General features: G+C 71.3%; 11 protein-coding genes and 1 tRNA gene. 4 read left to right on the forward strand and 8 right to left on the reverse strand.

Going from position 1 to position 12,751, the window contains the following annotated elements; all coding sequences use genetic code 11:
• Positions 1–282: 282 nt before the first annotated feature.
• The 3 genes from Q8W71_RS15435 (at position 283) to Q8W71_RS15445 (ending at position 1,303) form a co-directional block, all read left to right on the forward strand.
• Positions 283–359, forward strand: a tRNA-Arg gene (locus tag Q8W71_RS15435).
• Between the two features lie 315 nt (positions 360–674).
• Positions 675–980 carry a YARHG domain-containing protein gene (locus tag Q8W71_RS15440; RefSeq protein WP_305526336.1) on the forward strand — a complete coding sequence of 102 codons (306 nt, stop codon included), beginning with the start codon at positions 675–677 and terminating at the stop codon, positions 978–980.
• Between the two features lie 11 nt (positions 981–991).
• Positions 992–1,303, forward strand: coding sequence for a hypothetical protein (locus tag Q8W71_RS15445; RefSeq protein ID WP_305526273.1), 312 nt, complete (start codon positions 992–994; stop codon positions 1,301–1,303).
• Here Q8W71_RS15445 and cbiB read toward each other — a convergent pair.
• Positions 1,231–2,220: an adenosylcobinamide-phosphate synthase CbiB gene (gene cbiB / locus Q8W71_RS15450; RefSeq protein ID WP_305526274.1), complete on the reverse strand. Its 990-nt coding sequence runs from the start codon at positions 2,218–2,220 to the stop codon at positions 1,231–1,233. The genes Q8W71_RS15445 and cbiB overlap by 73 nt on opposite strands.
• On the opposite strand from cbiB, the gene cobD reads away from it, so the two are divergent.
• Positions 2,215–3,228 carry a threonine-phosphate decarboxylase CobD gene (cobD, locus tag Q8W71_RS15455; RefSeq protein WP_305526275.1) on the forward strand — a complete coding sequence of 338 codons (1,014 nt, stop codon included), beginning with the start codon at positions 2,215–2,217 and terminating at the stop codon, positions 3,226–3,228. The two genes, cbiB and cobD, sit on opposite strands and share 6 nt — an antisense overlap.
• 155 nt (positions 3,229–3,383) lie before the next feature.
• Here the strand turns inward: cobD and Q8W71_RS15460 are convergent, their stop codons facing one another.
• From Q8W71_RS15460 to cyoA, 7 genes are all read right to left on the reverse strand, one after another.
• Positions 3,384–5,018, reverse strand: a complete 1,635-nt coding sequence (locus tag Q8W71_RS15460; RefSeq protein WP_305526276.1) for an alpha-D-glucose phosphate-specific phosphoglucomutase — start codon at positions 5,016–5,018, stop codon at positions 3,384–3,386.
• A gap of 187 nt (positions 5,019–5,205) precedes the next feature.
• Positions 5,206–7,371, reverse strand: a complete 2,166-nt coding sequence (gene scpA / locus Q8W71_RS15465; protein WP_305526277.1) for a methylmalonyl-CoA mutase — start codon at positions 7,369–7,371, stop codon at positions 5,206–5,208.
• Positions 7,372–7,428: 57 nt separating this feature from the next.
• Positions 7,429–8,190, reverse strand: coding sequence for an SURF1 family protein (locus Q8W71_RS15470; protein ID WP_370875425.1), 762 nt, complete (start codon positions 8,188–8,190; stop codon positions 7,429–7,431).
• A gap of 117 nt (positions 8,191–8,307) precedes the next feature.
• A complete protein-coding gene (gene cyoD, locus Q8W71_RS15475) occupies positions 8,308–8,736 on the reverse strand; it encodes a cytochrome o ubiquinol oxidase subunit IV (RefSeq protein ID WP_305526278.1) in 429 nt (142 codons plus the stop codon).
• Positions 8,733–9,365 carry a cytochrome o ubiquinol oxidase subunit III gene (gene cyoC, locus Q8W71_RS15480; RefSeq protein ID WP_305526279.1) on the reverse strand — a complete coding sequence of 211 codons (633 nt, stop codon included), beginning with the start codon at positions 9,363–9,365 and terminating at the stop codon, positions 8,733–8,735. Before cyoC ends, cyoD begins: the two co-directional genes overlap by 4 nt.
• A gap of 4 nt (positions 9,366–9,369) precedes the next feature.
• Positions 9,370–11,370 (reverse strand): cytochrome o ubiquinol oxidase subunit I, encoded by a 2,001-nt coding sequence (cyoB, locus tag Q8W71_RS15485; RefSeq protein ID WP_305526280.1) that lies wholly within the window; start codon positions 11,368–11,370, stop codon positions 9,370–9,372.
• 159 nt (positions 11,371–11,529) lie between these two features.
• Entirely contained in the window at positions 11,530–12,729 is a 1,200-nt protein-coding gene (cyoA, locus tag Q8W71_RS15490) for a ubiquinol oxidase subunit II (RefSeq protein ID WP_370875426.1), read from the reverse strand.
• Positions 12,730–12,751 lie beyond the last annotated feature (22 nt).

The raw sequence follows: 12,751 nt of genomic DNA on the forward strand, positions 1-12,751 counted from the left end.
GCACGGTCGGTGAGCCGCCATCATGGGCTGCGCGCCGCGGCTGGCCAACCGGCCGGGCCCCGAGAAAGCCGCCGCACGGCGGCGCCGGGCCTGGGAGGCGGGACATCCCCGGCCCCCCATGCCCGCGGCGCCGGCCGTGCGATGGCCGGAGAACGCCCGCCATCCCCGCCCGCCCCACCCGGCTCGCCGGCGATATCCGACGACGGCTCCATCCCGGCCCGGAATGATCCATCCTGCGCCGTTGCGCCCGCTGCCCGGTTGGGCTAGAGGAAGCGGAGGCCTGCACCCGTAGCTCAGCTGGATAGAGCGTTGCCCTCCGAAGGCAAAGGTCACACGTTCGAATCGTGTCGGGTGCGCCAATCTTCTCAATGACATAGGCGGCACGTATGCCGGTGGTCTTCTCGATGGTGTCACCGAGGTGTCACCGGGGGCGGACCGTCAGGCGATCCGGTGCTGCGGCCGCGACGGCCTTTCTGCTCGCGTTCGGCGGGGCATCGGCGCTGGCGCAGGTCCAGCAGGAGCGCTTCAGCTACCCGGTCGGCCTCGACCCCGACGGCGACAACTTCCTGGCCCTGCGCAGCCTGCCGAGCGGCACCGCGGGCGTGCGCGTCGCCCGGCTCGGTCCGGACACCCTGTTCACCGAACTCGGCCGCCAGGGCGGCTGGGTGAACATCCTGCTCCCCTCCGGCCAGACCGGGTGGGTCAGCGCCCGCTACGTCGGCTGCTGTCGCAGTGCCGGCGTCGCCCCGCCCGCTCCGGTCGCCCCCGCGGCCGCATCGTCCTGCGACGACCTCTGGTACGAGCGCAACGCGGTCTTCAAGGCGGCCGGATACTGCTTCCGCTCGCCGCGCGGGATCCGCACCTTCGGCAACGCGGGCTGCCAGTTCGACGACGAGGCCGACGTGCCGCTCTCCGCGCGCCAGCGCGAACAGGTCGCGCGGGTGCGGGCGACGGAACGTCGGCTCGGCTGCGCGCCGTAGGGCGAGGACCGTTGCCGATCCCCACCGGGATCCTGTTTATCCGCGCGCTGTTCACGCTTGCCCTGGCGGTGGCCGGGTGGTGGGTGGCCGGGTGGTGGTCGGATCCGGGCGCGCCGCCGCTCGGCCCGCGGTTCGTCGCCGAGCTCACCGAGGGCGGACTCTGGACCGGGCCGTTCCTGTTCCTGATGGCGGTCGGCGACGTCACACGGCGCGGCCAGCAGACCGTTGAACACCGCTGCCGGGCCCATCGTCAGGCCGCCAGCATCGCGAGCGCCAGCAACCCCAGCACCAGCCCGCCCTGGAGCAGGCAGGCCGCGCGGTAGAGCCCGAGCGCCCGGGCGATGTCGTCGGGCCCGGCCTCCGCCCGGCCGTCGCCCATGTGGGCGTCCGGGACGGTGACGCCGCCGTAGACCCGGGGGCCGGCGAGCCGCAGCCCCAGGGCGCCGGCCATCGCCGCCTCCGGCCAGCCGGCATTGGGCGAGCGGTGATGCCGGGCGTCCCGGGCCATCGCCCGGAGCGCGCCGCGCGCGTCGGCGCCGCGCATCGCAGCGGCCCCGGCGATCAGCAGGCCGGCCAGCCGCGCCGCCGGCACGTTCACGCCGTCGTCGAGGCGGGCCGCCGCCCAGCCGAAGGCGGCGTGGCGCGGGGTGCGGTGGCCGATCATGCTGTCGGCGGTGTTGATCGCCTTGTAGAGCGCCCCGCCCGGCAGGCCGAAGGCACCGATCCAGAAGGCCGGCGCGACGATGCCGTCCGAAAAATTCTCGGCGAGGCTCTCGATCGCCGCGCGGCACACCGCCGCCTCGTCGAGGGTCTCGGGATCGCGCCCGACGATCATCGCCACGGCCCGGCGCCCGGATTCCAGCCCGCCGCTCCGCAAGGCCGCCTCCACCGCGGCGACATGGTCGTGCAGGCTGCGCTGCGCCGGCAGGCTCGCGCAGAGGAGGGCGAGCAGCAGGGTGGCGGGGAGGGGGCCCAAGGTCGGGCTCATGAGCCCGGCGAGCCACGTCGCGCCCAGCGCCGGCGCGGCCACCGCGGCGAGCAGCAGCGCCAGAGCCAGGACGCCCGCGCGCCGGCGGCGGCGCTCCGAACCCCGGTTCAGGCCGCGATCCAGGGCGGCGATCAGGCGGCCGATCCAGGTGACAGGGTGGCCCAGCGCCCGGTAGAGCGCGTCCGGATAGCCGGCCGCCGCCTCGATCCCGAGGGCGAGGGCGAGGATCGCGAGCGTCTCGGGCGGATGCATTTTTATTCGAACTCGGTGTCGAGCCTGGACGAGATCGACCACGGCGGCGATCTCGGGCGGATTCGGGACGCGTTTCCGGATGCGCCGGAGCCGTGGATCGACCTGTCGACGGGGATCAACCCGGTCCCCTATCCGCTGCCGGAGATCGAGGCCAGCGCCTGGACGCGGCTGCCCGCCGCCGCCGACGGGCTCGCCCTGCGCGCCGCCGCCGCGGCGGCCTACGGCGCGCCGGACCCTGAGCACGTCGCCGCGGCGCCCGGCACCCAGATCCTGATCGAGACCCTGCCGCGCCTCGTGGGCCCGGCCCGCGTGGCGGTGGTCGGGCCGACCTACGCCGAGCACGCGGCGGCCTGGGCGCGGGCGGGGCACGCGGTCGAGGCGGTGACGGGCATCGACCGGGTCGGCGCGGCGGAGGTCGCGGTGCTCGTCGACCCGAACAACCCGGACGGGCGCACCCACCCGCTGCCCGAGCGCCGGGCGCTCGCCGAAGCGATGCGGGGCCGCGGCGGCCTCCTCGTCGTCGATGAGGCGTTCCTCGATTTCGAGCCGGTCGCGAGCCTGTGCCCGGAGGTGGCGCCGGGGCTCGTGGTGCTGCGCTCCTTCGGCAAGAGCTACGGGCTCGCCGGGATCCGCCTCGGCTTCGCGGTGTCCGACCCGGAGACGGTGCGCCGGCTCGGGGCGGCGCTCGGGCCCTGGGCTGTGTCGGGTCCGGCGCTCGCGGTCGGGACCGCGGCGCTCGGCGACCGGGGCTGGCGCGAGCGTGCGGCCCGGGACCGCGCGGCGGACGCGGCCCGCCTCGACCGGATGATCGTCCGGGGCGGCGGCCGCGTGGTCGGCGGCACCAGCCTGTTCCGCACCGCCGACTTTCCGGACGGGCCGGATCTCCACCGCCGGCTCGGGGCGGCGGGGATCGCGGTCCGGCGCTTCTCGGACGCGCCGAAGCGGCTGCGCTTCGGGCTTCCCGCCGACAGGGCGGCGTGGTGCCGGCTGTCGCGGGTGCTGAAATAGCCTCCCGTACGGTTCCGGTCGTGAGACTGCGTGTTCGCCCCCGCCGTCATGGCGAGCGGAGCGCGGCGATCTCGGGGCGGCGCGCTCGCCGGGCTCGCGCGAGCCCGGGTCGCCTCGCCTGCGGCGCGCCGCAACTGCGTCGACGACGGCGGCGGTTACGTCACCACGCTCGGCTCCGCCCGGCCGGTGCGCGGCGCGATCTCGCCCAGCGCCCGCGCCGCCGCGACGACCGGCGCCAGCACCTCGGCCACCGGCCGCTCCAGCCGGTCCGGCGCTGCCTCGTAGCGCTCGAGATAGACCCGCAGCGTCGCTCCCGCAGTGCCGGTGCCCGACAGCCGGAACACCACCCGCGCGTCCTCCGCAAAGCCGATCCGGATGCCCTGGCGCTCGGTGAGCGAGCCGTCCACGGGATCGCGGTAGGCGAACTCGTCCGCCGCCGAGACCGTGAGGTCGCCGACCCGCGTGCCGGGCAGGCCGGGCAGCTTCTCGCGCAGCGCGTCCATCAGGCCGGCGGCGGCGTCCGCGTCCACCTCCTCGTAGTCGTGGCGGGCGTAGTAGTCGCGCCCGTAGGTCCGCCAGTGGGCGCGCACCAGCGCGTCGGCGCGCTCCCCCGTGGCGGCGAGCACGTTGAGCCAGAGCAGCACCGCCCACAGGCCGTCCTTCTCGCGCACGTGGTTCGAGCCGGTGCCGGCGCTCTCCTCGCCGCACAGGGTGATCAGCCCGGCATCGAGCAGGTTGCCGAAGAACTTCCAGCCGGTGGGGGTCTCGAAGGCGCGGATGTCGAGCGCTGCCGCGACCCGGTCGGCGGCGCGGCTGGTGGGCATCGAGCGGGCGACGCCGGCAAGCCCCCCCGCGTAGCCCGGCGCCCGGTGGGCGTGGGCGGTGAGCAGGGCGAGGCTGTCGCTCGGGGTGACGAACAGGCCGGGCGCCACGATCATGTTGCGGTCGCCGTCGCCGTCCGAGGCGGCGCCGAAATCCGGCGCGTCCGGGCCGTGCATCAGGTCGAACAGGTCGCTGCAATGGACCGGGTTCGGGTCCGGGTGGTGGCCGCCGAAATCCTCCTTCGGGACCGCATTCACCACCGTGCCCGCGGGGGCGCCGAGCATCCCTTCGAGGATCGCGGTGGCGTAGGGCCCGGTGACCGCGCTCATCGCGTCGAAGCGCATGCGGAAGCCCGACGCGAACAGGCGCCGCACCGCCGCGAAGTCGATCAGCTCGGCCATCAGCGCGGCGTAGTCGGCCACGGGGTCGATGACCGCGACCGTCATGGCCCCGAGCCGGGTCTCGCCCACGGTGTCGAGGTCGAGGTCCGGCGCCTCCACCAGGGTGTATGCGGTCAGCGCCCTGGCCCGGGCGAAGATCGCGTCGGTGACCGCCTCCGGGGCTGGACCGCCGTTGCCCGCGTTGAACTTGATGCCGAAATCGCCGTCCGGCCCGCCGGGATTGTGGCTCGCCGACAGGACGATGCCGCCGACCGCCCCGTGCTTGCGGATCACGCAGGAGGCGGCCGGGGTCGAGAGCAGGCCGCCCTGGCCGACGAGCACCCGCCCGAATCCGTTGCCGGCAGCGAGCCGCAGGGTCGTCTGCACCACCTCGCGGTTGAGGAAGCGCCCGTCGCCGCCCACCACCAGCGTCGCGCCGGCCTTCTCGGGAAGCGTGTCGAAGATCGCCTGGACGAAATTCTCGACGTAGTGGGGCTGCCGGAAGACCGGCACCTTCTTGCGCAGGCCGGAGGTGCCGGGCTTCTGGTCGGGGTAGGGCGTGGTGGCGATTTTCGTCGTGGAAGCCATGCCGTTTCCATTCCCAGTCTGGCAGCACGCACGTTCGCAGTCGTCCCGACCGTGACCTCATCCTGAGGTGCCGTCGCGCAGCGGCGGCCTCGAAGGAGGGCTCCAGGGATCGCGCGGCCGCTGGAGGATCCTTCGAGGCCCGCTCGCGCGGGCGCCTCAGGATGAGGTCGCGGGTGGGAGAGTCGGTCTACTCCGCAGCCTGCCGGGTTTCGTAGCCGAGCCGCGCGTTCAGCTCGCGGATCAGCTCGACCGCGGCCTCGGCGATCACCGTGCCCGGCGGGAAGATCGCCGAGGCGCCGGCCGCCCGCAGGGCGTCGTAGTCGCCCGGCGGGATGACGCCGCCCACCGCGATCATCACGTCGTCGCGGCCGGCCTCCGCCAGGGCCGCCTTCAGCTCCGGCACCAGCGTCAGGTGGCCGGCGGCCAGCGAGGAGACGCCGACGACGTGCACGTCGTTCTCCACCGCCTGCCGGGCGGCCTCGGCGGGCGTGGCGAACAGCGGCCCGATATCGACGTCGAAGCCGAGGTCGGCGAAGGCGGAGGCGATCACCTTCTGGCCGCGGTCGTGCCCGTCCTGGCCCATCTTGGCCACAAGGATGCGGGGGCGGCGCCCGTCGGCCTCCTCGAACGCCTCGACCAGCCCGCGCACCTCTTCCACCACCGGCGACATGCCACCCACCTCCCGCTTGTAGACGCCGGAGATCGAGCGGATCTCGGCGCGGTGCCGGCCCCAGGCCTTCTCCAGGGCCTCGGAGATCTCGCCGACGGTCGCCTTGGCCCGGGCGGCGTCGACGGCCAGCGCCAGCAGGTTGCCCGCGCCGTCGGCGGCCTGCGTCAGGGCGTCGAGGCGGGCGGCGACGTCGGCCTCGTCGCGCTCCGAGCGCAGGCGCTTGAGCTTGTCGATCTGGAGCCGGCGGACGTTGCCGTTGTCGACCCGCAGCAGCTCGATCGTCATGTCGTCGTCGGGCCGGAACTTGTTGACGCCGACGATGGTCTGGCGGCCGGAATCGATCCGGGCCTGGGCGCGGGCGGCCGCCTCCTCGATGCGCAGCTTCGGGATGCCGGCCTCGATCGCCTTGGCCATGCCGCCGAGCCCGTCGACCTCGCGGATGTGCTCCCAGGCGCGCGCCGCGATGTCGGCGGTGAGACGCTCCACGTAGTACGAGCCGCCCCACGGGTCGGCGATCCGGGTGGTGCCGCTCTCCTGCTGGAGGAAGAGCTGGGTGTTGCGGGCGATGCGCGCCGAGAAGTCGGTGGGCAGCGCCAGCGCCTCGTCCAGCGCGTTGGTGTGCAGCGACTGGGTGCCCCCTTGGGTCGCCGCCATCGCCTCGATGTTGGTGCGGGTGACGTTGTTGAACACGTCCTGCGCGGTGAGCGACCAGCCGCTCGTCTGCGAGTGGGTGCGCAGCGCCAGCGACTTGTCCGATTGCGGGTCGAACGCCTTCACGAGCTTCGCCCAGATCAGGCGCGCGGCCCGCATCTTGGCGATCTCCATGAAGAAGTTGGTCGAGATCGCCCAGAAGAACGACAGCCGCGGCGCGAACTGGTCGATCGTCAGGCCAGCGGCCAGCCCGGCCTTGATGTACTCGACGCCGTCGGCGAGCGTGTAGGCCAGCTCCAGGTCGTTCGTCGCGCCGGCCTCCTGCATGTGGTAGCCGGAGATCGAGATCGAGTTGAACTTCGGCATGTTCTTCGACGTATAGGCGAAGATGTCGGAGATGATCCGCATCGATCCCTTGGGGGGATAGATGTAGGTGTTGCGGACCATGAATTCCTTCAGGATGTCGTTCTGGATCGTGCCCGCCAGCTTCTGCGGCGGCACGCCCTGCTCCTCGGCCGCGACGATGTAGAGGGCGAGGATCGGCAGCACCGCGCCGTTCATCGTCATCGACACGGTCATCTCGTCCAGCGGGATGCCGGAGAAGAGCGTGCGCATGTCGTAGATCGAGTCGATCGCCACACCCGCCATGCCGACATCGCCCGAGACGCGCGGGTGGTCGGAATCGTAGCCGCGGTGGGTGGCCAGATCGAAGGCCACCGACAGGCCCTTCTGCCCGGCGGCGAGGTTGCGCCGGTAGAACGCGTTCGAATCCTCGGCCGTGGAGAAGCCGGCGTACTGCCGGATCGTCCAGGGTTGGGTGACGTACATGGTCGGGTAGGGCCCGCGCAGGAACGGCGCCACGCCCGGATAGGTGTCGAGGAACTCCAGCCCCTCCCGGTCCTCGGGCCCGTAGCGGCCCTTCACCGGGATGTCCTCCGGGGTCATCCACGGCTCGGGAAGCGGGGGGAGGGCGACCGCCAGCGGCGCGCCGGCCCAGGGCACGGCGGCGAAATTCGGGATGCGGCTGGTCATGGCGCTGACTCGTCGTGGCGTCTTGTCCCGTCATTATAGACGGGCACGGGGACCGGGCTACTCCCCCGGGCGCCCGGCGCGGGGCCGCCGCAGCAGGGCGACGCCGGCCGCGACCAGCATCAGCGCCATCCCGTACCACGTGATCGCGTAGACGAGGTGGTTGTTGGGGAACGCGATCACCGTCAGGCCGCCCCGGGGCAGGCCGCCGGGGTTCGGGGCGTCGTCGGCGTCGACGAAGTAGGGGGCGACGCTCCGCCCCACCGGCCCGAGCCCCCGCGCGGCGGCGATGGCCGCGACGTCGCGCGAGTACCAGCGCCCATGCGCCGGGTCGTTGGCGCGCAGGAAGGCGCCGCCGGGCTCGGTGAGGCGCAGGAGCCCCGTCACCACACTCTCCCCCGCGACCTGTCCCGCCTCCCGGGTCGCCGGGTCCCGGCGGTCGGACGGCACGAAGCCGCGGTTGACCAGAACCAGGCTGCCGTCGTCCCGGCGCAGCGGCGTGAGCACCCAGTAGCCGCCGCCGTACTCGGTGACCGCCTGGACGAGGGTCTCCCGGTCGTGGAGGAACGTGCCCGACAGGCGCACGTGCCGGTAGGCGTCGTCGGGCGAGACGGGCGCGTCGGCGGCGGGCGCGGGGCTCGCGGGGGCGTGGACCCGGGCATCGACCCGGGCGATCAGGTCGAGCTTCCACGCCCGGCGCTCGACCTGCCACGTGCCGAGCCCGAGGAGGGCGAGGAAGGCGAGGACGACGCCGAGGACGAACACGGCGCGGCGGAGCGGGGAGGGGGGCGGCGCCTCGCCGGAGGCGGGCGGCCCGGTCACGGGCACGGACGCCCGAACCGGGCCGCGTCGGCGCGCCGCGGCGTCCGGACGGGTCTCACGCGCAACGCTTCACTCTTCAGGGTGGGCCGCCCGGCGGAACCGGGCCGGCCTCCGGGATCAGGGCATCTTGTGCAGGACGTCGCCCGCGGACATCGGCATCATGTTCTTGTTCAGGTGGTGCATCACCCACACCGTGCCCGAGAGCATGATCACCACCAGCGTGACGGTGAAGATCAGCGCCATGAAGGTCCAGCCGCCCTCGGACTTGGTGTTCATGTGCAGGAAATAGACGACGTGCACCACCATCTGCACGCCGCCGAGCGCCAGCACGACGAGGGTGGTGACGAGGCTGTTGTCGAGCACGTTGCCCATCACCAGCCAGAACGGGATCACCGTCAGGATCACCGACAGGACGAAGCCGGTCATGTAGCTCTTGAACGAGCCGTGGCCGCCCTCGTTGTGGGCGTCGTGCGCGTCCTGGCCATGCGCATGCTGGCCGTGCGCGTGTTGGATTTGCGCGTCGGCGTGGGCGGCGGGCGAGCTCATTCGAGCACTCCAATCAGGTAGACGACCGTGAACACGCCGATCCAGACCAGATCGAGGAAGTGCCAGAACATCGACAGGCACATCAGCCGCCGCTTGTTGGCGACGACGAGACCGTACTTGTGGACCTGGACCATCAGCGTGACCAGCCAGAGGATGCCGAACGAGACGTGCAGCCCGTGGGTGGAGACGAGGGTGTAGAACGACGACAGGAAGGCGCTGCGCCAGGGCGGCGCGCCCTCGTGGAACAGGTGGACGAACTCGCGGATCTCCAGGGCGACGAAGGCGACGCCGAACAGGCCGGTGATCGCCAGCCAGATCTGGGTCTTGCGCTGGTCGTCCCGGTCCATCTCCAGCATCGCGAAGCCGTAGGTGATGGAGGAGAACAAGAGCATCGCGGTGTTCAACGCGATGGCGGGCAGCTCGAACAGGTCCTTCGGGGAGGGGCCGGCCGCGTAGCTGCGGCCGAGCACCCCGTAGGTCGCGAACAGGGTCGCGAAGATGAGGCAGTCGCTCATCAGGTAGAGCCAGAACCCGAGCATGGTCGAGCCCTCGGAGTGATGGCCCTCCTCGTCGGTCACGTAGAAGACCGGCGCCGCGGCGCCGGGGGGAGCGGTCTCGCCGTGCATCATCGGATCAGGCCATCTCCAGGACGCGGGACCGCTGCCCCTCGGTCCGCGAGACCTCGTCGGCGGGGATGTAGAACTCGCGGTCGTAGTTGAACGTGTGGTGGATCGCGACGACGAGGATCGCGGCGAACGACACGGCCGCCAGCCACCAGACGTACCAGACCATGGCGAAGCCGAACACGAAGCTCAGGCCGGCCAGGATCGCGCCGGTGGCGGTGTTCTTGGGCATGTGGATCGGCCGGTAGCCGGTCAGCGGCCGGCTGTAGCCGCGGTTCTTCATGTCCCACCACGCGTCGGAATCGTGGACCACGGGCGTGAAGGCGAAGTTGTAGTCCGGGGGCGGCGACGAGGTCGACCATTCCAGGGTCCGGCCGCCCCACGGGTCGCCGGTGAGGTCGCGGAGCTGCTCGCGGCGGCGGATCGAGACCACGAACATGATGATCTGGGCGGCGATGCCGAGCGCGATCAGCCCGGCGCCGAGCGCCGCGATCACGAACCAGATCTGGAGCGACGGGTCGTCGAAGTGCTGCATGCGGCGGGTCACGCCCATCAGGCCGAGCACGTAGAGCGGCATGAAGGCGACGTAGAACCCGCTCACCCAGAAGCACAGGGCCACCTTGCCCCAGAACTCGTCGAGCTTGAACCCGAAGGCCTTGGGGAACCAGAAGGTCACGCCGGCGAACATGCCGAACAGCACGCCGCCGATGATGACGTTGTGGAAGTGCGCGATCAGGAACAGGGAGTTGTGCAGCACGAAGTCGGCCGGGGGCACGGCGAGCAGCACGCCGGTCATGCCGCCGATCACGAAGGTGACGATGAACGCCACGGTCCACAGCATCGGCACGTCGAACCGGATCCGCCCACGGTACATCGTGAACATCCAGTTGAAGATCTTCGCCCCCGTCGGGATCGAGATGATCATCGTCGTGATCCCGAAGAACGAGTTCACGTCGGCGCCCGAGCCCATGGTGAAGAAGTGGTGCAGCCACACGAGGTAGGCGAGGATGGTGATCACCACCAGCGCGTAGACCATCGAGGTGTAGCCGAACAGGCGCTTGCCGCAGAAGGTCGAGGTGATCTCCGAGAACACGCCGAAGGCGGGCAGGATGAGGATGTAGACTTCCGGATGACCCCAGATCCAGATGAGGTTGAAGTACAACATCGCGTTGCCGCCGAGGTCGTTGGTGAAGAAGTGCATGCCGAGGTAGCGGTCGAGCGACAGCAGCACGAGGACGGCGGTGAGGATCGGGAACGCGGCGACGATCAGGATGTTGGTGCACAGCGACGACCAGACGAAGATCGGCAGCTTCATCATGGTCATGCCCGGCGCGCGCATCTTCACGATGGTCGCGACGAGGTTGATGCCCGACAGCGTCGTGCCGATGCCGGCGATCTGGAGCGCCCAGATGTAGTAGTCCACGCCGACGCCGGGGCTCATGTCGGCCCCCGAGAGCGGCGGGTAGGCGAGCCAGGTGGCGCGGGAGAACTCGCCGACGAACAGGGACACCATCACGAGGATGCCGCCGGCCACCGTCATCCACAGGCTGAAGTTGTTGAGGAACGGGAAGGCGACGTCGCGGGCGCCGATCTGCAGCGGCACCGCGTAGTTCATCAGCCCGGTGACGAACGGCATCGCAACGAAGAAGATCATGATCATCCCGTGGGCGGTGAAGATCTGATCGTAGTGGTGCGGCGGCAGGTAGCCCTGCTCGGAGCCGAAGGAGATCGCCTGCTGCGAGCGCATCATGATCGCGTCGGCGAAGCCGCGCAGCAGCATGATCGACGCGAAGACGCAGTACATGATGCCGATCTTCTTGTGGTCGATCGACGTGACCCAGTCACGCCACAGCGGACCCCAGAACCGGTAGTAGGTGATCAGCGCGAGCACGGCGACGCCCATCACCGCCACGCCCGCGAACGTCCCGATCAGGATCGGCTCGTGGTAGGGGATCTGCTCGATCGTGAAGCGGCCGAAGATGAGCTGCTGCAGATTGATGTTGTCGAACATGGGATCGGCCCGTTCAATGCGTCCGCTGGCGACCGCCGCGTCTGATGTCCGTCACGTCTTCGAGCCGTGCCCGGCCCGGTCGGGCCGGCGGCTCCCCTCACCCGGCGGGCCGCGCCGCGGCGCGACCGCCCCATCCGAGGGGCCCCGGGCGTCGTCCCCTCACTCGTTCAACTGCTTCGGCGCGATCTGATCGGGCCGGTCCTGGCCGACCGGCTGCTCGCCGGAACCGCGGGAGTCGGGGTTGCCCATGTCGGGGCGCGGCTGCATGCCCTGCGGCTGGGTCTGGCTGTGCGGCGGGCTGCCCGAGGCCGGGGCGGTGGCGCCCGGGGGCTCGTTGCCCTGCGCGGCGAGCGCCTTGTCGTAGCGCAACCGCTCGTAGTTCGCCTCGGCCTCGGCGCCGGTGGCGCCGCCCTGCGCGTCGATGCGCATCATCTCGCTCATGCACATCTGGCCCGGGAACGGGCACAGGTCGAGGATGCGGCGGTAGAGCCCGTCGGCGTAGGACTTGTAGAGCCGCGCCGGCTCCGCCTCGCTCGGACGGGCGAGTTCGGTGTAGGTGTCCTGCGAGAGGTCCTTGCCCTCGGCCTTGGCCTTGGCGACCCACGCGTCGAAATCCGCGTTCGACAGGCCGCGGAAGGCGAAGAACATGTTCGAGAAGCCCGCGCCGCTGTAGTGCGCCGAGCGGCCCTCGTAGTCGCCCGCCTTGTTGATCACCGCGTGGAGCTTCGTCTCCATGCCCGGCATCGCGTAGATCATGCCCGCGAGCGTCGGGATGTAGAACGTGTTCATCACGTTGGTGGCGGTGATCTTGAAGGTGATCGGCCGGTCGACCGGCGCGGCGAGTTCGTTGACGGTGGCCACTCCGTATTGTGGGTAGAGGAACAGCCACTTCCAATCCATCGCGACAACTTCGACCTGCAACGGCTCGACGCCGGCGGGCAGCGCGCGCTTGGCGTCGATCCGGGTCAGCGGCCGGAACGGGTCGAGGGTGTGGGTGCTGATCCAGGTGAGCGCCCCGAGCGCGATGATGATCATCAGCGGCGCCGTCCAGATCAGCACCTCGAGCTGGGTCGAGTGGTGCCAGTCGGGATCGTAGACCGCCTTCTCGTTGCTCGCGCGGAAGTGCCACGCGAAGAACAGGGTGCAGGCGATCACCGGCACGATGATCAGCAGCATCAGGCCGGTGGAGGCCAGCACGAGGTTGCGCTGCTGCTCGGCGACGTAGCCCATCGGCTGCATCACCACGAGGTTGCAGCCCCCGAGCAGCGCCAGCAGCGGCAGGGCGAGGAAGGGCAGAGCGCGCGCGCGGCGGGCCCGGGGGCGGGCGCCGCTGTCGTGTCGGGGGGCCGGATCAGTCACCGCGATCGTCTCGTCATCCCGC

The organism is Methylobacterium amylolyticum, from assembly GCF_030700245.1.
Classification (GTDB): Bacteria; Pseudomonadota; Alphaproteobacteria; order Rhizobiales; family Beijerinckiaceae; genus Methylobacterium.

Excerpts from the sequence above, each read along its gene's own strand:
- cobD (WP_305526275.1), top strand. The coding sequence starts at position 2,215 with ATGCATTTTTATTCGAACTCGGTGTCGAGCCTGGACGAGATCGACCAC.
- cbiB (WP_305526274.1), bottom strand. The coding sequence starts at position 2,220 with ATGCATCCGCCCGAGACGCTCGCGATCCTCGCCCTCGCCCTCGGGATC.
- Q8W71_RS15460 (WP_305526276.1), bottom strand. The coding sequence starts at position 5,018 with ATGGCTTCCACGACGAAAATCGCCACCACGCCCTACCCCGACCAGAAG.
- scpA (WP_305526277.1), bottom strand. The coding sequence starts at position 7,371 with ATGACCAGCCGCATCCCGAATTTCGCCGCCGTGCCCTGGGCCGGCGCG.
- cyoD (WP_305526278.1), bottom strand. The coding sequence starts at position 8,736 with ATGAGCTCGCCCGCCGCCCACGCCGACGCGCAAATCCAACACGCGCAC.
- cyoC (WP_305526279.1), bottom strand. The coding sequence starts at position 9,365 with ATGATGCACGGCGAGACCGCTCCCCCCGGCGCCGCGGCGCCGGTCTTC.
- cyoB (WP_305526280.1), bottom strand. The coding sequence starts at position 11,370 with ATGTTCGACAACATCAATCTGCAGCAGCTCATCTTCGGCCGCTTCACG.